Raw genomic sequence first — 24,392 nt, forward strand, 5'->3', positions numbered from 1 at the left:
CATTGATGCCAGAGGTTTTAGTATTTCAAAATATGTGGATCGAGCCACACAGCATGCGCTCCTAAGGCCTTACCAGGTGATTCAGTCCGTAGCTCCAACGTCTTGACGTTTTTAACGGAAACGCGGCAGTATTGTACGTCCCCACGACCGCGAATAGGTGCCGATTTCCAGAGTACTTTGCCATCTCCGACAACCCAGAAATATATGGTACCACGAAATACGTATGTATCGTCCATGAGTGCAACGCCAGTCTCAAAGGTTTTGTATTGACTATTCAGGTTGTAGCGCACCCTTGCGGAACCGTTACTCGGAGGATGCAAACCAAGGCCGTTGGGAAACACCAGGTTATTGACGGTAAATTTTTCATTTCCTACGCCAAGGCTACCATTCTTTCCTAGGGGAAATGGGCCTTTTATTACATCCGTTTCTAACATGTCATTCAGATAACGAATTGGTAACTTATTCATCATTGCATCGATTCGAGCTCGATCCGCTCCAAGCGAACTACTCCAGGCTCGTCTAAATAAGTCATATGCGTGCAATTCCAATGTTCGTTTTGCCAGACCTTTTTCGTTTTCAGCCAGTTGCAACCAACCGTTGGCAATTGCCAGAGTAGTGGCTTCGTCATTCAAGTTAGAAAGTTCTTTTTTAGCCAAAGTTCGATATGCTGTGTCATCACCTTTTGCGAGCCAGAAAAGCCCCTCTTTCCACTGATTCAAATACAGTGCAACAAATTTGCCATATATCGTTGCCGATTTCGAGTCATTCGCATCTTGTTTTAGTTTTTTGTGATTTTTTTCTACTTTGCGATATTCTCGATTCAGCAACGAACTACGCAACTTCAATCTGTTCGCTGAGGTAATGGCGTGATTATTTCCAGATAATTTTGCGATTTTGACAGCGAGTGCGGCAAACTTGAGTGCAGTGGCATAATCACCGGCTTTGATCACTGTTTGACAAGCCTCCATGGCATCAAACGCCACTTCTTTCATATATTCTTTCGTTGGTGCTTTTTGAGATTCGAGCAGAAGTTCCTTATAACGTTCAGTGAAGTTAATCTTTTGAGAAGAGGGATCTGCGCCTCGAACATAAGATGTTCCCAAGAATACGATCATCAGTACGACGACTAAGAGTTTGTGTGAAAATATATTGTGAATAAGATATCGCATTTGATTATCCAGTTGAGAGTCTTTACAGATTCTTACACAGCGGACCAGTAATCGTAATGCTCCCATCGTAACCAATGATTTACTGAGATTCTAGAATCATTCGTCAATGGATCAAACGAGGCCACCTTTTCTTTTGCATTTTATGTCGGTTTGCAAGGCTCTAATAAGTGATTCTTATGGTTGAATATCAGTAATCAGGAGCCGATGATACAATGATGTTGTCAAAAGTTGATTCAAACACGTCTCCTCATAAAATGATTGGAAAACTGATGAGTATTTCAGAACGTATCGAAGAATACCTTGCCGGACCAGAGACATTACGTCAGGCGATTGCAGGCATGACGGCTGCTGATATTGATGCCGCACCGATTCCGGGGAAGTGGTCAACCCGGCAGATTATCTGTCACATTGCTGACTTTGAGCCGGTTTACGCAGATCGAATGAAACGAGTCATTGCTGAAGAAGATCCTCCCTTGATGGGCGGTGATCCAGATCTTTTTGCCGAGCGACTTGCCTATGAGCAACGTGATCTTGAAGAGGAATTTCAGCTAATGATTGCAGTTCGGCAGCACATGGGTAGAATTCTGAAATCAATCGATCCAGATGATTTTCAGCGCACAGGGAACCATTCTCGTGATGGAGCACTCTCGTTGACGGACTTGTTAAGTCGCATTACCAATCATATTCCACATCATATAAAATTTATTCGTGAGAAACGAAATGCATTGAATGTATAAATCGCCCCTGTTTTTGTCCTAACGAACATTCTCCGATTTGATTCTATGTGCTATCTGCTATCATATATGGGACAAATTTCTTTTCTAAAGGATGGTTTCCGATGGCGAACCTTGGGCTTGATTCCAGTGTTGTAGAATGGGTGCTTGAATATCCCGAAGTACAAGGCGTGTTAGAAGCGTTAGGTATTGATCAATCTTGTTCGGGAAAATCACTTGATTATGTCTGTCGACAAATGGGGCTGGAACCGCATTTTGTTTTGAAACAGCTGCTGGAAGTCATTGAAGATGGGTCTACCGTGAACGAGTGACCTGGTGAATAAACTTTGCATTTTGAAATCATCTTTACCCATTTTCCTCGATAGCATACACTCCTCGCTCGGGCTTAATCTTTATCGTGGCGAGAGAGTAGGCGATGCGTAATATTCGGGGGAAAAAGGTACTCATTACAGGTGCGGCATCAGGAATTGGTCGTGAACTTGCTCTTCAACTGGCAGCAGAAGGCGCGGATCTGTTCTTACTGGACGTCAATGAAAGTGGACTAAATGACACGGCTGGTGCAGCCACACTCCTGGGGGGGCAGGTCATATTCCGGTACTGTGATTTGACCGACTCCCAACAAATATCCAATGTAATAAGAGCTGTCCTTGACGAATGGGGCTATATTGACATTTTAGTGAATAATGCAGGTGTTGCCTTTTACGGTCCTACTCACACAATGAGCACAGACCAATGGGATTGGTTACTTGCGGTCAATCTTTTGGCTCCGATTCAAATCACGCGTGAATTGCTACCATCATTAATCAATCGTCCCGAGGCGCATATCATCAATATCGCCAGTATCTGTGGAATCGTTTCTGGTTCACGATTTAGTGCTTATCAGGTAAGTAAATTTGGGCTATTGGGATTTAGTGAAGCGCTGCGCGCAGAATACAGTCGGCAAGGGCTGGGAGTTTCTGCAATTTGTCCTGGGCCGGTCTCTACACGGCTTTTTGAATCAGCTCCTTGTGGCCGTAAAGACAAGAAAACCCCAGTACCGCCAAGGTGGGCTTGTATTTCACCAGAGCAGGTCGCGCAAAAAACAATCAAGGCCATCTATCAAGACAAAGGGTTATGTCTGGTGGGTTGGGTTGCTTATGTGTTGTATTATCTGAAACGCCTTGCTCCCTGGTCATTGGATTTAGCACATCGCTTCGGACGTCGTAAAAAGATGAAGCAAAAAGCAGAGCAGCTTCAGCAGTCTGCTAAGTCAAAAGCAGATAAGACTAACAGTTCTGAGCTTCGTGCAAAAGCGGCCTGATTAAATCGCTTTGGAAAAATCGGCCCAGAAGTGATTCCGTCTGCTAGCATTGACCCATCAATTTTCTAAGTGGTTCCAGTGCATCAGACATGCGTATGCCTCTTTAGAAAATGGAATCGAAGACTTCTTTATTTCGATACATTTTGGGCATTTGAATTCGATCATGGAGTACCTTCAAAGCTAAATGAAAGTGCCTGCTTTCATTGCTTCAAACTATCGACTCCCTAATCAGAAATCAACTCTATATCATTCAGGTACCACCGGTGAAACAAAGTCTCCTGGTTTGAACGCGACGACAGAGCAGTCGACTTTTTCGAGCATGCGTTCGGCGGTGTTGCCGATGAAGAAGCCGCTGATTCCTGAACGAGCTAACGTGCCCATGGCAAGCAGATTGATATCGTGTTCTTTGATAAATTCGGGAATCGCTTCCTCGGGAGAGCCTTCGAGGACATGCACTTGCACGCCGTACGTCAATGTGCGGAAATCGGTTTGGGCTAATTGTTCGTTGAGTTCATTCTTGACCTCTTCCATGATATCTTCAGCACATTTTTGGAGCGTCTCTTCACCGACTCCCAGGCCTTTGAGTCGAACTTCGAGCTGCGTATCAATCGCATGTACCAGATGAATCTTCATGTCGGCAATTTGCGCCATCGAAACAATGAAATTCAGAATCTCGCTGCTGACTTCACTCATATCGCTGGCAACCGCAATTTCTGGTACTTCTGGCTCTTCCCCGATTTTGACGGCATATACCGGACAGGGACATTGACGAAACAAATTCATCACTGTTCCACCAAACAGCCGTCCCTTAAAACCATGGGGACGGGTTCCTACCAGCACCAGATCGTGTTTATCTTCGATGACTTCAAGAATAATTTCACGCCAGGGCGAACCAAAGGCAACTTTCGCTGAACTTTCAATCCCTTTAGCTTTTGCTTGTTCGATGAGCCCCATCATCACTTCCAGAGCTTCATCTTCTACATTTTTGGAAAAATGATTTCGATCTTCTTCCAGTAAATGTTTGGTATGGGCAGACAAATCAATCGCAGCAATAAATTCCAGTTTGGCATTGACCAGATCAGCCAGCCAAAGGGCACGTTCGACCGCTTCTGCAGTTTGTGCGTTTAAGTCGGAAGCGACTAGTCGATCAGCGTGGGTCAAGTCTACGCCAACTAAGATTGAATTGATGTGTTGCATGGGTCTACTCTCTCATTAGTGAATCAGCAATGCTTAGGCTTCATACTACTATTATGACATAATTGATTACGTGTTCCTAGCAGATCCTGGAAGATTTCCAAATCTGAAAAGTGAGTTATACCGAGTGTAACCTTCGATTTCCAACCTAACCTTTTCTCTTTTGCATTAACAAAATAAATTCGTGAACTTTATTGACACGAAAGACAGAAGGAAATCCTAGCGGTCTCAAATTATTATATTCCGATTGACGATTCCAGATAATCAAATCATCATAAATAAAACCGATCTGTTGCAGTCTGGTTGCTAAATCACTATGAAAAGGAAAAAACTGACTTTTCTTTCTTAAATCCATGACAACCACACAGCAATATCCCCCCGGACGCAGGGCCGTTAAAACCTGTCCGAAAACCTCCTTTAGTTCGTCCAAGAATTCTGCATAATCTTCCACGACGCCCAGATCCTGCTCGTGATTGCCATAATGCCGAACCGTTTTATGATCGGCTGATCGACGTTGATTCAAAACGTTCCAATAAGGGGGCGAAGTAATACACAAATCGACGCTTTCCGGCGAGACCATCTCAGACAAATTCAATGCTGAGCCATGATGCACACGCGACTTAAATTCTAACTTCTCTATATCTGGACCAGAGTCTTCCGCTTCGTCAGTTGAGTGGACAACTTCTTGAATACGCTGATTCGCCAGCGCCGCAAATTCTTCAGACAGTTCGATTCCAAGCCCCGTTTTACCCATTTTTTCCGCTGTCACGATGGTACTGCCCGAACCGGCAAAGGGGTCGAGAATCACTTCTCCCTCAAGCGGCAGGAACGTTTCGATTAATCGCTCAACGAGCATCTCCGGAAAGATCGCTGGATGTTTCAGCCGCGCTTCTTCCGTCGACTTGCGAATGTCACTCCAGACACTGATCGAATTTTGAATCCACTTCTTCCCTCCCAATGCGTTATAGGGCTTGGGCATTGTGCGGGTTCGTTTTTTTCTGACTGGTGATTCTTCAGAACTCGACACGCGTTGGAAAGCCTCCTGCTCAGATGGAAAACCCTGAATAACGCTTGAACATTATTATTTGCATCATACAAAAAAGATTCGTTACAGACTTTGTAAATAGGCGTTTAAGTCAGCGAGATCTTGGGGGGAAAGATCTTTTAAAAGTCCCGAGGGCATCAGTGATGTATTTTTCTTGCTTTCAAAATCAATTTCCGCCGCTTCGATACGCGTGGTTTGATTATTTGAGTTTCTCAGTGTCAGTCCATCTACAGAACGGTAAACGACCAACCCTGTATAAACTTTGCCATCAACGGTACCGACAACAGTTGTCTGATAGCGGGGTGAAACATCCTGATTCGGTGACACGATTGCGGTAAACAGATCTTTGCGGGAAAATCGTTTCGCGGCTCCCGTTAATGCCGGTCCCAGTGCGCTCCGATTGCCATGGCATTGCACACAGGCCCGTTTCCGGAACAATGCTTCTCCGCGTGCTTTATCGCCCAGATCCCAATCGATGGTTTCCAACAGCTTGTTGAGTTTTTCCGCTTCAGGGCCGCCTTGTTTCAAGAGTGTGGCAAAGACTTCAGGATGCTCTGTTGAAACCCATTTTTCCCAGGCTTGTATCAACGCGCGCTGCTTTTTGAGATCGGCAACATCTGTGGCCGAACCCAATTGTTGACCCGTCCATTTCTCTAAGAGCAGCACAATTCGAGATTGCAGTTTTTGCTCGCGCTGATCACGGCCCAATCTTCGTAACGTGGCAAAGAGTCGAACAACTTCTTCCGGTTTCTGAGTTGTCTCCAGTTTTTCCAATGCGGAGACACAAGATTCCAATAGTTCGATTTGAGAAGACTCAAGCCCCGCTACAAATTTATCGCGGTCCTGTTCTTCCGGGTTTTCCGAAAGCACTGCTAACACGGCTGCCTGAAGTGCAAATTCCGCGTATAGCTTGCGAATCATTTCCCGATGCTCCGGCTTTTTTGACTCGCCAAAGACAAAGACCACATCATTGTTCCAGTGAAAATCAGGATCTGCTTTAATTTTTCGTTCAAAGGCTTCAATGGCTTTTTCCAAAAACTGCGGTGGTAACTCACTCAGAAACAGAACATGACCGGGCAATCCAAATCCGGGCTGCGCGACGATTTGTCGCGGCAGGTCGGCATCGATTTTGACAAGTTGCGCATAGAGTTCAAAAAAACGGTCGTCCCAGTTTGTATCCTGTGGGAGTTTGAGGCGCAGTAATTTTGCATCAATCTGCACTAACGCGTTTGCAATTTTTTGGGACTGTGCCCTACTGCGATCACTGGGAATCCGTGCGGCAACGATCAAATAGTGCACATCAGAAACGGGGCTTGAATCCTCGGTAATCTTAGCAAGTATCTGGTCCAGTAATTTGGGATTGTAAGGTGCGAGCATCGCCAGAACACGGGCTAACTCGTGATCCAGCACTTCATGACTACTCGGAAAAGCCTGCATCAGACGGATACGAATCGGGTCAAGATGACGTTCATACTCGGAGAGATCAGCTCCATTCGCGTATCCATCAAAGACTGCGGCCATCTTCGTCGGGGGGCCTAAATCACCGAGCCCTAATTGAATTAACCTGAGCGCTTCGAGCCTGAGATCGGTTTGATAGTCTCCCTCAAAAACACGGATTCCCGTTCGAACGGCGAGAGGCACCACGCCCCCCTGCTTCATCATACTGGCATAAGCAAGTGAAATTTGTGCCGCTCCTTCGGATGCAGCAATACCACTCGAAAGCGTTTTGAATGCCTCATCATTCAAAGTTGCTGCAGCGCGGGCCGCTGCTTGCCTGACATAACGTTGAGGGGCTCCCAATTTTTTTTGTAAACCTGAGAGACATTTTGATTGATCAATCTGATCGCCTAACCGCTGGAAGGCTTCTAAGGCGAAGCGCGCCACGAGCGGAGCATCATCTTTTAACAGAGCATTCAAAAACTCAACATTCTGCTCAGGATCACTATGATAGCCCAATGACCATGCGAGTCGTGCCCGCACGCGTTCTGATTTGACCAGAATTAATTGTTCAATGATCCGATTGGGAAACCCACCAAGCCGCTCCGTCACAATTTCAATCGCACGGATGCGTTGAATGACCGGGCGACTCTCATCTAAGGCAGCTCGATAAAAATCTTCAGGCTGCAACGATTTCACTAACGGATGCCACTTTGCGCGTGACCAACTGCTTAATGGCTGAGGGGCCGACAAACAGGCATCGAGCATTTGTGTCGCTGTGTCTGATTGTACGTTTTCATTTCCTGCAGATGACTGTGACTTCAGATCTGGTTTGTGCGCGACAACGGGCCCTGTATATTCAATACGAAAAACACTGCCACGTGTTCCGCGTCCCCCGACACTCACGTAAAGCGCGCCATCCGATCCAATTGCAATATCAGTCGGCGCAAACCCAAACTGCCCGACCCCTGTGATAAACTCAACCGGTTCACTCGCATAAGTACCCTGGAAATCCTGTAACGGAATCGCATGGACTCGACCAAAGGTCCAGTCGGCGACGAACAGCGCTCCCTGGTAGGCGTCTGGAAATTTTGAATGTTGATAGCAGGTGACTCCTGTAGGAGATCCGCGGTGAAAGGCGGCAATCGCAGGTGGCATGTCCAGAAAGGTATCAGGACGTTTCCAACTACGGCTGCGCCAACCCGCATTGGAACCAGGCAAAACATGAAACACGCGTGTGGGTCGATACCAGGGAAGGGAAACATCACGCTCGCCATCACTGTCATACGTGAAAACATCGCCATTGGGCGAGAAAGAAAAATCGTAAGCATTGCGAAATCCATCAGCGACGACTTCGCCTGCTGTGAGATCGGGGCTCAACCGCATCAGAGTTCCCGCGTAAGGTTTTTTAACGGGAGACGTTTTGCGAGTGATGTAACTCGCATTGATGCCTGCTGTATTTCCCAATAGTAAATACCACCACCCATCCGGGCCTCGTTGGATCGAATGCGTGTTATGTTCGCCCCCGGTTTTCGTTTGCAAAAACACATCCGGCTTACCATCTGCCCGGTCATCTGCGTTTTGATCTCGATAACGAATCAGGCCGGCATCTCCCGTACAGAGTAAATCTCTGCCGATGAAGTACATGCCTTGTGCGCCGGTCTTGGGGCCATCCGCATATTGCTGAAAAGACTCGGCCACGCCATCCTCATCCGCGTCGATCAGAATGCGCACATAGCCGGGCCCAGAAACCACAACCCGCCCCAGAGAATCAATCGTCATGGAATAGATGTCGTGGGCCAGATCGTCGTCGGCATAGAGCGTCGCGCGAAAGCCTTCAGGAACTTTCAGCCCGGAAAACTCTTCAGCTGCCGAACAGGGAACAACAGTGATTCCTGCCATGAACAGCAAACAGAGTAACGGCAACCAACCTCGATTTTCAGAGCGTTTAATATTGAAACGAAGCATCGTACCTCATACTTGGTGTTGAACTATGTGAAAAATCCCGATCACTGTACCAAATATGAGTCAATGTCAGGCTATGAAACTACTTCAGTAGTGTTCACTTCGCAGTAATGGTATCATAGTGCTTGACGACTATTTAAGGCAATGCCCTCTTTTCACACCGGCTAAGAAATCTTTTGTACAAAACTCTGAGGTTTCTGCCCTCATTTCTGTCTCATTTCCAGAAATCAGGCCGCCGATCCAAAGTTTCTGCGACGATTTGAATAATTGCCTCACGCTCTTCCATAGGAAACCTATCGGGTGTGACTTCCCATATCTGCTCCAAATCCACGTCCGTCGCGTTCAGAAACGAATAGACTTTTCGCAAAATTCGTAAACGTGCAGGTTCTGGCATCTTGCTGAAACTGTCGGTGTAAATCAGATAGCTCAAACGATGGCGGAATAGTTTGGTTTTCAAGTCAAACTCTTTGAGTGATCTCCCTTGAGAATCACGTTTCCCATGCGTTTCAAACCAACTCTGATAATCGGTAGTTCCTTTGAGGGGACTTGTAATTTCGGCTTCATCCATAAACAGCAGGTAACGCACCAGACGGTCTTCGACATCCGACCGTAAACCTAACTGCTGTTCCATACTTACACGGGTGATTAAATTATGACCATGGACCTGATGATCAAAAATTAAATGCGCGACGAGATCAGAGTGCGGATTCATATATTTAACGGTATCGACAAATTGATCGATTTTTTTCAAATTCGCGCGATAGGCAGGATCGGCCTTCGATTCTTCAATGGCCGCCTTACCAAATATATTTCCGAGATGCACCATCTCGCCGTGGGTACCTGTGACATACCAGCCCCCCCAACGTTTTTCGAGAGGTTTGTCATGTGAGATTTGGGAATAACCGGAAATCGGACGACCATGCTGATCGGTCAGAAAAGAACGAACCAGCAAACCAGGGACACGCAAACTTGAGCTACCTCCATGACAGGAGAGACAACGCTCTGAACGCACAAAGCGAGGTTGCACCGCTGGTTGTTGATCCATTTCAAAAAAGATGGAACCTCTCAATGGATCAACTGACGCGATCTCCATCGCTCTCGCTCCGGGAACCCAGCCTACATAAACATCATCGTTGAAATAGATCACCCGTGGATTAGTGGGTTTGATCAAGCGTGGATTGAGAGCTGTTTTGGAGTAGACCATCAATTGCGACGCTTCCGGAATCTTCAGGGCTTTTAACACTTCACGTAAATAACCCCATTCTGCATCGTACTCAAGTTTGAGCGTCTGGTTCTCCAACCTTTGATTCATTGCGGTAACAGGATCAGATAACGTTCCCTTGCCGTATTCCACTGGTTTCAAGCCGAAGGGAATCGGGTCCCGAAACTCAATCTCTTTGACAGATTCAGTTGGTTTGGGAGCGATCAAAGGACTTTGGGCGCGAACTTCTAAAACAAAACCGCCAAGTAGCAAACAGAAAGTAAAAAAGTGTCGCATCGCGAGTCCGTATTTACAATTGATCAATATTCTTTGATGGGATAGAATTATAAGATCCGGTGTACTCATGACTTCCATCAAATTTGGTGAAAACTCATCTTATTTGGTCTTCACGATTTGCATTTTCAACTTGGTTAGATTTCAAAATCATGCGAAAATAGTAATATTGCACAGGGTCAGTAAATTGTTGTCAGTGTTGACTCATTCATTGGAAATCCATATGAATCAACCAGGATTTGTGACTTATCGCACAGAAGATCCTCATCCTGACACCGATATAATACAATACGTAGTCATCCGACAGGTTCACTCCATTACAGAGTTTTCTGGAAGGGTTTCGCTTTGAAATCTCCCCGCCATCTTACCGCTATTATAACAGTCTTTGCTGCCCTGGTCTGCTCCTCAATCGGCTTAATGGCACAAAAACCATCGCTTCCCGATCTATTCGGACAGAAAAACGCCTCTGCGGGAAATCCTGCCCCTAAAGCAGAGGTGAGTGTCAGCCTCACGCCTCAAGACGCCAAAGCCGGGGATACCGTCACGCTTTCAGTGGCGATGATGATCCCTGAGGGATCTTATACATACTCAACAAGTCCCACCTTCGGCGGTGCAACCAAATTCGTGATTGAAGAGTCCAAAGGTTTGACCTCCGTCGATAAACATTTCAATGCGGATCATCCGCCGAAGAAAGTCTTTGAACCGCTGTTTGGTAAGGAAATCGAAAAATATTCAAAACATGTGATTTGGAGTCGCCGCTTCAAAGTCAATCAAGATGTGAAAGATCCCACAAAAGTCCAGATCAAAGGACAAATGATCTATCAGGTTTGTGATTCAAAAAACTGTGTACCTTCGCAGTACTCTTTTACAGCCACTTTGTCTGGCAAGAAAGAAAGTGCGCCGCTCACACAAACGGTCGTCCCCGAACGCCGTTCAGTACCCGATCCGGTGGAATTGACGTTTGCCTTAGCCCCCTCGAAAACCAGTCCTGAAAAGTTGGTACAACTTACCATTACGATGACTTTGGATCAGGAGTTTCATACATTTGCTTTAGATCAAGACAAGAAGAATGCAGGTTTACCCACTCATATTGAAATTTTCAAGCTGGAAGGTTTGAAACCGGTTTCCAAACAGTTTGCTGTTTCACCGGAACCGAAAGTGGAAACACATGACGCTTACACCCAGAGAACACACTACGACAAAGTTGTCTGGACGCGCGAGTTTGAACGCATCCCCGGGGATAAAGAATATGGCGTCGAAGGCAAACTGACTTATCAGATCTGTAACAAAGGGAGTTGTCGACGACCACTGCCTGTCGAATTCCAATTAGGAAATCTGACCAATGCAAAACCGGTGGTCATGTCTTCGATCGAAGAGCTAAAGGGATCGGATGACGATGATGATGCCCTGATTGTTTCTTCAAGCGATGCCAGTAACCGTTCCCTGGCCTTAAACCTCTTTTTTGCATTTTTAGGCGGACTGATTCTAAATGTCATGCCGTGTGTGCTCCCCGTGGTTGCCATCAAGGTCATGAGCTTTGTGCAACAGGCAGGTGAAAGTCGCATGCGGATCTTTTTGTTGAATATTTTCTATTCTCTGGGTGTTGTCACTGTCTTTCTTGCTCTGGCTTCGCTGGCTGTTTTTGCCGGATTGGGCTGGGGTGGTTTGTTTCAAAGTCCCAAATTCAACATTGTGATGGCCTGTATCGTTTACGCCATGGGTTTGAGTATGTTGGGCGTATTTGAAATTCCCGTACCAGGTATGGTTGGTTCTGCTGCCGGCGGTCAACAGCGAGAAGGATTGACAGGGGCCTTTCTGACTGGAATCCTGGCAACACTGCTGGCAACCCCCTGTAGTGGTCCCTTCCTGGGTCCCGTTCTTGCCTGGTCTGTGAAGCAAACTCCCAACATTACCTATCTGGTCTGGCTCGTGATGGGCCTGGGAATGGCCTCTCCTTATCTGATCTTTAGTATTTTTCCCAAAGCGATCAACTATCTTCCCAAACCCGGGATGTGGATGGTGCGTTTCAAGGAATTCTCCGGGATCGTACTCATGGGAGCAGTCATCTTTATTATCTCATTTTTAGATGAATCATTGACAGTTCCGGTTCTCATCATGTTGTTGGGAATTACCACCGGTCTGTGGATGATCGGCAGCCTTTACTCTCATAATTCTTCGACTCAGCAGAAAATGACCGTCCGCGTTGCAGCGCTACTGTTAACGGCTGGTATTTGTTTCTTTGGTTACGATATGAGCCAGAAATCAACGAACCAACTGCCATGGGTTCCCTTCAATGCGACAGAACTGAATCAATTGCGAGAAGAAAACAAAACGGTGCTGATCGACTTTTCCGCTGATTGGTGTCTGACTTGCAAAACAAATGAAAAGTACGCCTTAAATACCGAGGAAACTCTAGAGCTGATCAAAAAACATAACATTGTTCCCATGTATGCCGATTACACAGACTACTCACCAACGATCAAAGAATGGCTGGACAAATTTGACAGTGTCAGTATTCCACTGACGGTTATCTTTCCCGCAAATCGGCCTAACCAGCCCATTATCATTCGTGACCTGTATACGCAATCAACCTTGCTTGAAGCGCTTCAAGAGGCTGTTAATGATCCGCCTAAGAAAAAAGCAACCAAGCAGGCCATGATCTCAACGGAGTCACCCGAGTAATCTTGTTTCCTATAGAGATGCTCGACACATCGAACAAACGATTGCCACCAATCCACAAACGTGTTGAGTATTTGTTGTGGATCACTTAAACACACACTGTGGAGCTCCGCTGGTACAAATAGTAGTACAACGTTTAGGAATTGGTCCGGGAAGCTTAGGGAAAGTCAAAAGGCGCGACATCTTGAAAACAATGACCAGCCGCCGTCAGTTTCTGTCTGATCCTGCGCATCGGATCCGCTTCGTTTCTCTGCCCAAGCACAGTTCCTGGCTGAATCAGATCGAAATTGTGTTTGCCAGCATCAATCGTCACATGATGTGTCGTGGCAACAATGCGCCTTGCTGAGACATCATTTGTAATCTGTGCTACTAGCGCATTTTCGCTCACAAGATTTTGTGAACTTCGTGGTTCAAAAAAACTCAATTCGCAGCCGGTCCCAGTGGTCGTGATTCCTGATGTGGAAACGCGCGAATCGTGGTCACGATCTGTTTCTGTTGTTCGAATTCGCGGCCGTTGGCCAGTTTGACGGTGGTTTCCAGAAAGCGCTCGATTTGTGATTTGAGCGGCAGTCCTGTTTTGCGATCAATCAGACAGGACCCAAACGATTTTCCACCCCGAATATAAAGCTGGACGTTTTTGCCGTTTTGATTCAGTGGGCTACTGATTTTTGAGGCGGCAATATCGCCGGCCACATTGATGATGGCCGTCTTCTCGTCGAACTCGCGGAGCGTGTATTCGGTCTTCAGAACCATCGGAATAGGTTGTGTGAGCCGTCGAATTTTAGTCCAGGTTTCACCCACGCGAATCGCGCCCCCTTTGTGATGTTCATCAATGTTATAAGGCAGCAATCCAATACTGTCGTCAATGAAATTCGCAATGCCATCATCGCCCGAAGACTCAGAGATCTTGGCGAGTACCGTTTCCCGCTGTTCGGGAGGCGTATTCTGTAGACAACGTTTGAGGAAATCATCAAAGCCCACGAGTTCGACAATCTTGTTATCGGGACCAATCCAGAAAGAGAATCCATTTTTTACCAACCTCTGGTAAGCTTGCACGTCTGGAGGCACAGGACCACTGGGACGGTTCGAATCATAGTGCACACGCTCTCCGGCAATGTCATGCGAATATTTCACGCCAGTGTAAAGCACTTTAAACCGCTTGCGGCCATCGTCCCTAATCTCTTCCACTGTGAGTGCCAGAATCAATTCCAGTTTGGATTTGCTGTGAGTAATTCCTGAACTGGAAGCCTGTGAAAGCGTCTGCTCAACAGTTTTGATCATCGGAAACCGCTGGTTGACGGTCAGATTGAGTTCCAGGACTTCGACTTTTTCTTCACTCAATGACGCATGCTGTGCTTTCACCTGTGGGGCCACCGGCTTTGCTGCCACGGTCGACTCAGCAGGCTTGCTCTGGGTTTGATTTGCTTTTTCCTGCTGTTTCTTGCTCCAGAACGACCAGCCCGTTCCCGCAAGAATGACAATTCCCAGCATCCAACTGATAAAACGCTTGCCCTGCATGGCGACATTGTCCAGAATAGATTAATAAAGTTAATGAATCGTGTAATTTGAGCCTGATTGACGTGCAAAAGGTATCACTATTACGGATTTAGGAAAAGACGAATTCAGAAGAGACCCTCATTCTGTCCGGGAGCCATCATGAGAGCGAGCATTCCTGCTTTTTTACTGTTTTCCAGCCTGTTTTTCCTTCAACAACACGTCTCGGCAGATCAGAAACCGAAATCGAAAACAACCCGTCCCAATATTGTGTTCCTCCTGAGTGATGACCAGCGGCCCGATACCATTGCCGCATTAGGAAACTCCGTAATCAAAACGCCCCACCTCGATCAACTGGTCAAACAGGGCACCAGTTTTACACGGGCCGTGTGCGCCAACCCGATCTGTACACCCAGCCGGGCGGAAATCCTGTCGGGTGTCAGCGGATTTCACAACGGCTCGCTGGATTTCGGTAAACCGATTAAGCCAGAGTTACCCACCTGGTCGCAAACCATGCATAACGCCGGTTATAACTCCTGGTATGTAGGGAAGTGGCATAACGACGGTAAACCAGTCATTCGTGGCTATGATGAAACATTAGGGCTGTTTACCGGTGGCGGTGGACGCTGGGCGGTCCCTTCCTTTGATGGCAACGGGGTCTTAGTCACCGGTTATCGAGGCTGGATTTTTCAGGATGACAAACGAAACTTTTTTCCGGAAAAAGGTGTGGGACTGACCTCCAACATCAGCGAACATTTCGCGGATGCGGCCATCGAATTTATCGAACGCAAGCATACGAAACCCTTTTTCCTCCACGTTTGCTTCACCGCCCCGCACGACCCGCTCTTGATGCCCATCGGATACGAAAACTATTATGATGCGGACAAAATGCCGGTCCCCGCGAATTTTCGCAGCGAACATCCGTTCGAGCATGGCAATCAATACGGGCGTGATGAAGTCTTACTTCCCTTTCCTCGTACGAAGAAGATCGTGAAAAATGACCTCTCGCTGTATTATTCTGTTATTTCGCATTTGGATGCACAGGTAGGCCGTGTTGTGGATGCATTGAAAAAAACAGGTCAGTGGGACAATACGATTCTCATTTTCTCCAGCGACCATGGTCTGGCAATGGGCAGTCACGGTTTGCGTGGAAAACAAAGTATGTATGAACACACAATCGGCGTACCATTGATTATGGTCGGGCCGGGCATTCCCGCTGATCAACGTAAAGCGGCCCAATGTTATCTGCGCGACCTGTATCCCACGAGCTGTGATTTAGCAGGCGTCGCCATTCCGTCCAGTGTTGAAGGCAAGAGCTTGAAACCGGTCATCACAGGTGAGAAAGCAGCCATCTATAATGAAGTTTACGGCTACTTCCGCAATTACCAGCGCATGATTCGCACGGACCGTTGGAAGTTAATCGTCTATCCTCATCTAAAACGCGTACAATTATTTGACCTGAAACAGGATCCGCTGGAATTACATGACCTCTCTCAAGACGCAACGCACACAAAAACCCTTTCGAAATTACAGCAGAGATTGAACGCCTGGCAAAAACAACAGAATGATCCCTCTCTGGCATCGGCAAAATCGTCCTGATCTCTCTGCCTCTGTGTAGCAATTTTGATTTTGTATCGAAATCAATTTGACGGCGCTCGCTGCAAAGATGTTGATCTTACAATGAGATTCTGCTCTGCGCTCAAGATCCATTAGATTCCATAAACCCATTTAATAAAAAGACTTATTGACTCTAAATTTTCACCTGAAGTCTAAATCGGCATAATTGGCATAATTTGCGCTCTTCTCTTAAATCGTTCACTTCACAACGCGGGCAGTTACGATTTAGCCAAAAGGGGAAGAGTCATGATGATCCAGAGAAGAGCCTATCTGTTCAAGCGGCCGTTTCGCGTCTTACTTTCACTGGTACTGGTGGGAAGCCTCTGTGGTTCACCGTTACTGGCACAGTCATCCAAAAAATCATCGAGTCGTAGTAGCTCCAGTCGTAGCGCTCGCAGCAGTTCACAACGCTCGTCGAGCCAATTGAATCGAGTTCAGACAAGTCGACCACAACGTTCGAGTTCTATCCGAAGTAGTAGCAGCCGACCAAAATCCCAATCTTCTACCACTTCAAAACGTCCCTCTCGTACAACGCGACCCAACTTCAACCGCGTCCCACAGCAAACGACTCCCAAGATTTCCAAGACGAGACCCAGTCGACCTCAGAAAACTTTCAAAGTCCCCAGCATTAAAGTTGCCCCCCCAACAACACGACCCAATTTCAAGATTCCGAATACGGGAAGACGACCTGGCTCGAAAGGGACCACAAAAGATATCAAACCGAAGATTCCCAGTATCAAAATTCCCAATCGAAAAGTTCCGGATCGAAAAATTCCGAACCTGAAAATACCAGATCGTAAAGTGGGCAATGGGAAGTTTGTCCCCAAGCCCGGCAATAAAGTAGTACGACCCCGCCCTGGTAAAAATAACGATGTATTCAAACCTGGAAAAGGCACGTTCGTTCCTAAGCCAGGCAAAGGAAGTCGTATTCCTCCCGTTAAAGGAATTTCCAAAGACGATCTGATTGGCAAACCTGGAAAAAGACCAGGCAATAATAGCCGCGTCCCAGGAAAGATCGATCTTTCGAAGCTCAAAGGTTCGTCCAAAGGAAAAGGCAAACTGAACAATAGATTTCCCAATTCCAATAAGTGGCTCGGTAAAAATGGAGTCCCTCTAAGTAAGGACCTGTTCAAGGGCAAAAACATCAAACCCATCAATATGAGTGTAGATAAGCAGCTCAAAATCGGGAAACTGAAGCCGTTAATGAATAGCAAGAAGGCGCAGCAGTGGAATCTGAAGAAACAGTTTCAACTCCACAATAAAGGAGACGTCGCTCGTCGACTGAATTTGAACCGGAACCTGTTAAAGCATGGTGGCTGGAGAAACCGGACTCTGTTTGGTCAGATGGCGAATTCCTTTACTACGACTCACTTCTGTGCCTGGTATGCTGGCCCCGGTTGCTACCCCAGCTACTGCTGGAGTCCACATTGGTGTGATTGGGTAGACTGGTGCTGGTGGGACTGGTGTCATCCGATTTGCGATCCACGCCCCATCATCTGTCGTCCCATTTTCTGTGAACCTTGTGTTCCCTGGAACTGGTATGCTTGTCCTGTCTGGCAGCCACTACCTGTTGTCACTTGTGGAACGTGGGTTGATGTTGATCCTGTCATTATCAACTCTGGATTAGATCTGCAGATGCTGGCAGTACGATTTGTCGACTCAGGACATTCTGAAGAAGAACTGGGACCACGTTTCCGAGTCTGGTTCAGAAACAACAGCAATGTCGATATCAACGTCCCCTTCAACGTAATGCTGTTCGCTTCGAATTCACGTGAATTAACAACAGGTTTACCTGAAGCAGGATCACGCGTCGATAATATCGCCGCCGGTCAGATTCAGTCTGTTGACATTCGTCTGCCGTTCGCTGCCAGCACGATGTCAACGGATGCAGAAGGAAACGCCGTCCCCTTCGAACAGTTGCATGTCTTGATCGACTCCCATCGTGAAATTCCTGAAGCGTTCGAAGAAAACAATGGAGCCATTATGGCTCGCGTTGATGTCTTGTCGGTTGATCCAGCGTTATTTTCAACAGACACGGAAGCTGTGTTAAGTGGCTCGCTGATCAACCTGGCAGGCGAAGGTCTGGGACCGGAACCAGGGAAAGTTCTGGTATCCCTCAATGGAATGAACTTTGAAGCAGAAATCCACGGCTGGTACGACCTGGGTGTTCGCGTCAAGCTGCCCGAACTGCCTTTGCTGGACTCAGCAGAAGCAACCCTGGTTGTCGTTCGCGGAGACGGTGCTGCTTCAAACCCCATCGATGTGCAGTTCGCACCACAAGTCGCTGCCATCGTTGTAGAGTAACGGAAGTGTGCGAGGGATGGCTTGGAGTCATCCCAAGTTCCGAACAGGGAGCAGGCAATGTGTCTGCTCCCTATTTTTATTATGATAGCGAAAGCTTGTCAGTTCCATTACAATTTCACCTCGCTAAAACAACTCACTCAGACGAAAACCGATCACGAGGTTCCTCTCCTGAAAACATTTTTGTGGGAATTCTGGCTGTTTGGAATAAAGCAGGCTTCGGCCTGTATCTTTGGTGGTTTCCTGCTGGCACTCATGATCATTACCCGCTTCTGGTATCCCATCGATTTCCTGTATCGATATGATTTTCTCTTTCTGGCTGCCGTTACGTTTCAAATCTTCCTGTTAATCACACGTCTGGAATCACCAAAGGAAGCCGTTGTGATTCTCATCTTTCATATCGTCGCCACGGTGATGGAACTGTTTAAAACTTCAGAGGGAATTCGCTCCTGGCAGTACCCGGAACCATTCGTGATTGGCATCGGGAATGTGCCACTCTTCGCCGGATTTATGTATAGCGCGGTGGGAAGTTATATTGCCCGCGTCTGGCGCATTTTTGACTTTCGTTATTCCAGTTACCCGCCGCTTTGGAGCACAATAGTACTGGTCATATTAATTTATGCCAACTTTTTTACGCACCACTATGTCGTTGATATTCGCTGGTTGCTGATTCTGGCCAGCCTGCTGATGTTCGGCAAAGTCATGATCTACTTTAAAATGGACACCGTACATCGCCACATGCCGCTCATCGTTGGCTGGCTCTTAGTAGCGCTGTTTATCTGGTTTGCAGAAAATCTGGCCACGTTTTCCAATGTCTGGATTTATCCCACACAGAAACTTCAGTGGCAAATGGTCTCGCCCTCGAAGTTAACCGCCTGGTATCTATTAATGATGCTCAGCTTTGTGCTGGTCTCCCTCGTCAATCGGCCTACGATCATCAAAGAGAAAAGTGAGTTGACACACGATGCATCGTCAACAGAACAGATCAACTAAGCTAATCGACCAGTTCTAATTTGAGCTCGTTCTCCGACTCGGAAACCGTCACCGTTAAAGGCGAACTATTCTGATACGTATATTTCTCAGGAATCGCACTTTTCATAGAGACTCCTTCTGATGTCGATTCATAAGCGGTCACAGTGACTTTGTGCTCTCCCGGGATGACACCATCATCCTTCTCGAACGTAGTCATGGTAAAATTCCCCGAGGCATCTGCTTTACCAGAGGCCGGTTTCCGTCCCTGCACCGGGTAGAGCATAATCATCGCATCGGGCACCGGCTTCCCCTGATACGTCACCACTCCCTTGACGGAAATTGTGGCCGGCAAATCTTTATCTTTTTGACCGCCACAGCCCACACACAAAGTGAGACCAAGCAGGATCATTCCAAATTTTGTGAAACGGTAAAGGCAATTCATGAGTCTCTCCTGTGAAAATCCCGGATACCAAATTGAGTGAAGCGCAAATCAACATCCAGGTCAGTTCAGTTCTGAATCGAATCAACGTGCTGACTAATTGGGAAGTCCGCCCAGAGGTAACCCATCTTGAGGATTCCCCAATTGCTGATACGTTAAGAAGTCCATGTTCTCGCTCAAGAAATGCACGCTACCATCGACCATCATGAAGTGCGCCCCCCCTTCGTGGTAACTGGAAGAGGCAAAACCAGGGATCCAGCCATGAGCGCCCGAACTAATCCGAGCTTGGGCACTATTCCAGACGGTCCAGGGATGGTTGATGGGAAATGCCGTCGTCATGGGAGAATGCCAGGCGGCCCAGGAAGACCAGGCATGAAAACCGGGAGAATTTTCGCCCACAAACAGCACATTCGAAGTCCCATCCACGACATCGCGCATTCGGATCGTGCGGTTGGGACTCACAAGTCTCCCGCCTGCACTTGTAATGAGTCCCATGCGTCGGTCAAACATACCATGAGGCATCGGAGATGCCGCTAAAGTCTGGTCATAGCCTCTGCCATCGACACCTTTATAAGTTGTGACCGCGATATTATTCCGCGAAGCGGTGGTACAAGAAGCCGGGAAACACCAGTTCGGCCAGACATGCAAGCCGCCGCTCACACGAGGTAGTGTCGGATCGCTGGGACAACGATAAAGGGACATCGGGGTTTGCGCAACATCCAGATTCCCAGGATCGATAATATTACCGCTGAAGTTGATTTGATTATAAAGCGGTGCCTGATCGACATAGGGAAGAATCATCGCCCGCCATCCAAACGAATTCCCAGTATCACCATGGCTGATGGCGAATACGTTGTGCGCATCGTGGTAATTATGCATGCCCAACCCCATCTGTTTGAGGTTGTTTTTACATTGACTGCGTCGCGCGGACTCTCTCGCCTGTTGCACCGCAGGCAGTAACAACGCAATCAGGATCGCAATAATGGCAATGACCACCAGCAGTTCAATGAGTGTGAATCCACGATTTTTTGAGATGTCACTTTTCATCTTTCTTCCCTTTCAAGCTAAATGAAAGTGCGACACAGGCCCGCCCAGAAAATGGCGCTTTGTGAGACGTACTAAAACCTGGCAGCAATAGACAATGAATAAATTAAATAACGTATCTGCTTTAAACTCCTGCATCAGCAGGAAGTTGCTTATGTCATCTCAACTTCATTCAGCGCACCAAGTGTGGTGCCATGATAAACTTCTGCAGGAATAATATATGATTCAGAAGATTCGATCGGGATTTCTCCACTACGCATCTTGTTAAGTAGCTCAGCCGCGCGATGGCCCAGTTGTGTTTCATCGATTGTGACCGAAGCGATGTGTTGCTGGAGCACGCTATGACGAATTTTGTCGCCGACTCCAATCAACGAAATCTCTTCGGGCATGCGGATTCCCATTTTGTTCAAATGCAAATAGATTCGCTCCGCCATCGAATCAAAGGTCGTAAAGATGGCAGTCGGTCGGTCTTTACTTTCCATCAAACGTTTTAATGTGTCCATAATATCGGCATCGAGTTTCTGCATATCGATCACGCCGTCTTCACCAAAATAGCAATGGTCTTCTGGTAATTCGCAGCACTCTTCGGCTAATGACTTCTGAAAACCATCCAGATACATATCTGTCGTCTGAGTACAGTGCGGTGCAAAAAAGGCAAAACGACGATGCCCCAGCTTCACCAGCGATTCACCCGCCAGCCTGCCAATCTCTTTATAAGGGAGCCCCAATAAAGGAGCGATGATCCCCTCAACGGGACGATGGCAAAAGACAACCGGAATGCCTGCTTTCTGTAACTGACGAATTTGATACGCTGGAGTCGGAGGCGTACTGGCAGGCACAATGGCCACGCCTCCCACCTGATTATCGATCAACTGCAGAATGGCGTTGCCTTGTTTGTCAATATTGTTGCGCGTGCAGCAAACCATCATCTGGTTTTGGGAGTGTCTGGCTGATTCCTCAAAGCTGTGTTGCAGGGAAGGATAAAATCCGGATAACACTTCGGGAATCACCAATGCCAAAATGTCGAGCCCGGATGCCAGTCTTTGTCGCGCATTTTCATGCACGAAAGTCCCTTTTCCCTGAACTCGACTGACGAGTCCTTCACGCTCTAACATTCCCATCGCCTGTCTGACAGTACTGCGTGCACTTTCAAACAAATTTGCTAACTGTTGTTCAGAGGGAAGCGCTGTTCCCGGCGGAAGTTGCCCTTCTCTGATCTGTGTTTTGAGATATTCCTGAATGCGCTCGTATTTTGCCTGGGTGGAATCAGTGCTTTCATTCGCAGCAAACGAGGCAGCATCAAACGTTTCGTTTTTGAATAACAAAGTCGGATCATCCCAATTAGAAAGGTCTTTTTGTTTTGGTATCATGCCTGAGATTTTGAACAAATCAACGATAGGTACATACAACATGATACAACTTGATATTTGTTATGGTACTGATACAATTTTCTCTGTCAATTAAAAAACAAAAAACAAACCATAAATAATAACTTATCATCAATATTCAAATGGATTTAGAACGACACTGATAATCTAGACCGGCAATGATTCGTAAAACACATGTAGGAACATTATCAACACAACTATAGTGTTATTATGTATTTACATTCACTTTAAAAATCGAATCACAAAATTTCGAGTGGGTATTTCCCTTTGCAGAGTCTATGGTGAGGTATTCAAAGATAGACACGGAATTGTGTCTATCGGCCTGAAAGTTCCAGTACTTCCGGCAGTTGAAGGGGAAAATCCTGACTTCCCTACTTTCGCGACGGAATCCTGCTTGCATCCAACTTAAAAACTGTTTCTACTATTAAAGTAGCGCATATTGCGAAAATTCCTGCCTGGATAGTACTATGGGATTTAACTCCCTTTTCAACTTGGGTTTAGTGTGAACGAGACTCACTACAAAATGAATCATGCCTGACGATCTTGTCTTTATGATGGGGAATTTCGAAGCCCGAATTCCTCAGGACCGTGTTTATAGTAAATCACACCTGTGGTTCATGCCTGAGCAAGATCATTGGCGGGTAGGTTTTACTGCCTATTCGGTTCGATTATTACAGGATGTCTATTTTCTGGACTGGGCTATAGACCCATTTACCCGTGTTCAGGAAAAACAGAAGATTGGAGAGATTGAAAGTTCAAAAGCATTATCCGATCTGTATGCCCCCTCAGAGGGCCGGATTCTGGAATTTAATGAGGAAATGTTAAACGATCCCTCCGCCATCAATCAGGCGGATAACTACGATAAAGGTTGGTTATTTGAGATGGAGTCGAAGGCACAGTGGTTGACCCCATCCGAGTACATGCAAGTATTAGATGACGGCTGGGAGCAGACCCAACGGATGATTAAAGGACAGCTCAACTAAAAAACAACAAACGGGTTACCGTTTTCGTTTCGCGTTGAAAAGGTTTTCAGAATGGCTGATAAAAAATTGACAGTGGTGATCTCTCAGGCTCAGGGGAAAAATCCCGCCAAGCGTGAGTTGGAAGAAACGCTGGCAGCAACACTCATGATGGAACCCGATTTAGAAGTCTCTCTGGTGCCTCACCTCTACGATCTTTCTGCCGACCATACAGGAACCCTGTTTCTGCAGGCGATCCGCGGTGATGTGGTCGTCCTGTCATGGCTGTATCCTCGCGCCTCTCACTGGGTGCTTGATCGACTGGACGTACGCGGTCAAGAAGGACTGGTGCTGTTAAAAGCAGAGACTGATGAAGACGAAGAAGAACTGGAAGCAGCCGAAGAAAAATCGGCCCCCTTTGAAAACCCGGAGCGTCAAAACACAATCCCTGATCGCAAAATTTATTCGATTGATCTGCGGGTCAGTTCGAACCCTGATGACTACATTTCTGAAATCAAACGCATCTCTCAGGATGCACAGGTGCAAACCTTTCAGCTCATGAATATGATTCAGAAAAGCCCCAAACCGGCACAGCTGGAAAAGTATTTGAAACCGCTGGACGTGATCAGCGCTCAGAAAGACAATAGCAGTGCAAACGAAGCAAACCAGTTAGAACCCACCAAACGTCGCTGGTATCCCGTGATTGACTATAGCCTGTGTACGAATTGCATGGAGTGCATCGATTTTTGCCTGTTCGGTGTCTACGGCGTTGATCAGGGGGGACAAATTCTGGTGGAAGAACAGGATAGCTGCAAAAAAGGCTGTCCTGCCTGTAGCCGCGTCTGCCCGGAAAACGCGATTATCTTCCCCGGACATAAAACGCCCGGGATTGCTGGTGCCGATGGTGAAGTCGCCGGTTTGAAAATTGATCTCTCCAAATTATTTGGCGCACCGGATGCATTGGAGATGGCAGCCAGAGAACGTGATGTGGAACTGGTCGCCGAGGGAAGGGATGCTGTGGGAATGACAGTGGGCATTCCCAATCGTTCAAAGGTTTCACAAGAAACCAGCGATGAGTTAGACGAGCTGATCGACAGCCTGGATGCCATGGACTTATAGGCTTTCAATGATTTGAAACAGAACTCTGAATAAACAAGACA

At 46.9% G+C, this 24,392-nt stretch carries 19 protein-coding genes; 10 read left to right on the forward strand and 9 right to left on the reverse strand.

The genetic code is table 11. From position 1 onward, the window contains the following. Window positions 1-17: 17 nt before the first annotated feature. Window positions 18-1,169 carry an NPCBM/NEW2 domain-containing protein gene (locus V202x_RS05395; RefSeq protein WP_145171929.1) on the reverse strand — a complete coding sequence of 384 codons (1,152 nt, stop codon included), beginning with the start codon at window positions 1,167-1,169 and terminating at the stop codon, window positions 18-20. Window positions 1,170-1,381: 212 nt separating this feature from the next. Here V202x_RS05395 and V202x_RS05400 point away from each other — a divergent pair, with 212 nt between their 5' ends. The 3 genes from V202x_RS05400 (at window position 1,382) to V202x_RS05410 (ending at window position 3,203) form a co-directional block, all read left to right on the forward strand. Then, window positions 1,382-1,906: a DinB family protein gene (locus tag V202x_RS05400; RefSeq protein ID WP_232098856.1), complete on the forward strand. Its 525-nt coding sequence runs from the start codon at window positions 1,382-1,384 to the stop codon at window positions 1,904-1,906. Window positions 1,907-2,007: 101 nt separating this feature from the next. Next, window positions 2,008-2,214 carry a hypothetical protein gene (locus V202x_RS05405; protein ID WP_144984783.1) on the forward strand — a complete coding sequence of 69 codons (207 nt, stop codon included), beginning with the start codon at window positions 2,008-2,010 and terminating at the stop codon, window positions 2,212-2,214. Window positions 2,215-2,318: 104 nt separating this feature from the next. Beyond that, window positions 2,319-3,203 (forward strand): SDR family NAD(P)-dependent oxidoreductase, encoded by an 885-nt coding sequence (locus tag V202x_RS05410; protein ID WP_145171931.1) that lies wholly within the window; start codon window positions 2,319-2,321, stop codon window positions 3,201-3,203. A gap of 246 nt (window positions 3,204-3,449) precedes the next feature. Here V202x_RS05410 and V202x_RS05415 read toward each other — a convergent pair whose 3' ends face one another. From V202x_RS05415 to V202x_RS05430, 4 genes are all read right to left on the reverse strand, one after another. Next, window positions 3,450-4,400 (reverse strand): universal stress protein, encoded by a 951-nt coding sequence (locus V202x_RS05415; protein ID WP_145171933.1) that lies wholly within the window; start codon window positions 4,398-4,400, stop codon window positions 3,450-3,452. Window positions 4,401-4,545: 145 nt separating this feature from the next. Further along, entirely contained in the window at window positions 4,546-5,424 is an 879-nt protein-coding gene (locus V202x_RS05420) for a site-specific DNA-methyltransferase (protein ID WP_232098857.1), read from the reverse strand. Between the two features lie 81 nt (window positions 5,425-5,505). Then, on the reverse strand, window positions 5,506-8,847 hold the full coding sequence (locus tag V202x_RS05425; protein WP_145171935.1) for a c-type cytochrome: 3,342 nt from the start codon (window positions 8,845-8,847) through the stop codon (window positions 5,506-5,508). A 211-nt stretch (window positions 8,848-9,058) separates the two neighbouring features. After that, the gene (locus V202x_RS05430; RefSeq protein ID WP_145171937.1) at window positions 9,059-10,342 is read right to left on the reverse strand and encodes a hypothetical protein; all 1,284 of its coding nucleotides are present in this window, start codon (window positions 10,340-10,342) and stop codon (window positions 9,059-9,061) included. Between the two features lie 342 nt (window positions 10,343-10,684). Here V202x_RS05430 and V202x_RS05435 point away from each other — a divergent pair, with 342 nt between their 5' ends. Then, window positions 10,685-13,021, forward strand: coding sequence for a protein-disulfide reductase DsbD family protein (locus V202x_RS05435; RefSeq protein ID WP_145171939.1), 2,337 nt, complete (start codon window positions 10,685-10,687; stop codon window positions 13,019-13,021). A 76-nt stretch (window positions 13,022-13,097) separates the two neighbouring features. Continuing rightward, entirely contained in the window at window positions 13,098-13,364 is a 267-nt protein-coding gene (locus tag V202x_RS28095; protein ID WP_145171941.1) for a transposase, read from the forward strand. Between the two features lie 74 nt (window positions 13,365-13,438). Here V202x_RS28095 and V202x_RS05445 read toward each other — a convergent pair whose 3' ends face one another. Continuing rightward, window positions 13,439-14,536 (reverse strand): DUF6263 family protein, encoded by a 1,098-nt coding sequence (locus V202x_RS05445; RefSeq protein ID WP_145171943.1) that lies wholly within the window; start codon window positions 14,534-14,536, stop codon window positions 13,439-13,441. 138 nt (window positions 14,537-14,674) lie between these two features. Here V202x_RS05445 and V202x_RS05450 point away from each other — a divergent pair, with 138 nt between their 5' ends. The 3 genes from V202x_RS05450 to V202x_RS05460 all read left to right on the forward strand — a co-directional run bounded on the left by V202x_RS05450 (window position 14,675) and on the right by V202x_RS05460 (window position 19,423). After that, window positions 14,675-16,111: a sulfatase-like hydrolase/transferase gene (locus V202x_RS05450; RefSeq protein WP_145171944.1), complete on the forward strand. Its 1,437-nt coding sequence runs from the start codon at window positions 14,675-14,677 to the stop codon at window positions 16,109-16,111. 264 nt (window positions 16,112-16,375) lie between these two features. Next, window positions 16,376-18,433 carry a hypothetical protein gene (locus V202x_RS05455; RefSeq protein WP_145171946.1) on the forward strand — a complete coding sequence of 686 codons (2,058 nt, stop codon included), beginning with the start codon at window positions 16,376-16,378 and terminating at the stop codon, window positions 18,431-18,433. 57 nt (window positions 18,434-18,490) lie between these two features. Then, complete coding sequence (locus tag V202x_RS05460) at window positions 18,491-19,423, forward strand: DUF817 domain-containing protein (protein ID WP_232098861.1); 933 nt, start codon at window positions 18,491-18,493, stop codon at window positions 19,421-19,423. Window position 19,424: 1 nt separating this feature from the next. On the opposite strand, the gene V202x_RS05465 is transcribed toward V202x_RS05460, so the two are convergent. The 3 genes from V202x_RS05465 to V202x_RS05475 all read right to left on the reverse strand — a co-directional run bounded on the left by V202x_RS05465 (window position 19,425) and on the right by V202x_RS05475 (window position 22,255). Continuing rightward, complete coding sequence (locus tag V202x_RS05465; RefSeq protein WP_145171948.1) at window positions 19,425-19,844, reverse strand: carboxypeptidase-like regulatory domain-containing protein; 420 nt, start codon at window positions 19,842-19,844, stop codon at window positions 19,425-19,427. 93 nt (window positions 19,845-19,937) lie between these two features. Beyond that, window positions 19,938-20,888: a DUF1559 domain-containing protein gene (locus tag V202x_RS05470; protein ID WP_145171950.1), complete on the reverse strand. Its 951-nt coding sequence runs from the start codon at window positions 20,886-20,888 to the stop codon at window positions 19,938-19,940. A 149-nt stretch (window positions 20,889-21,037) separates the two neighbouring features. Continuing rightward, window positions 21,038-22,255 carry a GntR family transcriptional regulator gene (locus V202x_RS05475; RefSeq protein WP_197993244.1) on the reverse strand — a complete coding sequence of 406 codons (1,218 nt, stop codon included), beginning with the start codon at window positions 22,253-22,255 and terminating at the stop codon, window positions 21,038-21,040. A gap of 548 nt (window positions 22,256-22,803) precedes the next feature. Between V202x_RS05475 and V202x_RS05480 the strand changes: the two genes are divergently transcribed. Next, a complete protein-coding gene (locus tag V202x_RS05480) occupies window positions 22,804-23,256 on the forward strand; it encodes a glycine cleavage system protein H (RefSeq protein WP_145171954.1) in 453 nt (150 codons plus the stop codon). A gap of 51 nt (window positions 23,257-23,307) precedes the next feature. Beyond that, window positions 23,308-24,351, forward strand: coding sequence for an ATP-binding protein (locus V202x_RS05485; RefSeq protein ID WP_145171956.1), 1,044 nt, complete (start codon window positions 23,308-23,310; stop codon window positions 24,349-24,351). Window positions 24,352-24,392: the final 41 nt, after the last annotated feature.

This window comes from Gimesia aquarii (genome assembly GCF_007748175.1).
GTDB classification, from domain to species: Bacteria; Planctomycetota; Planctomycetia; order Planctomycetales; family Planctomycetaceae; genus Gimesia; species Gimesia aquarii_A.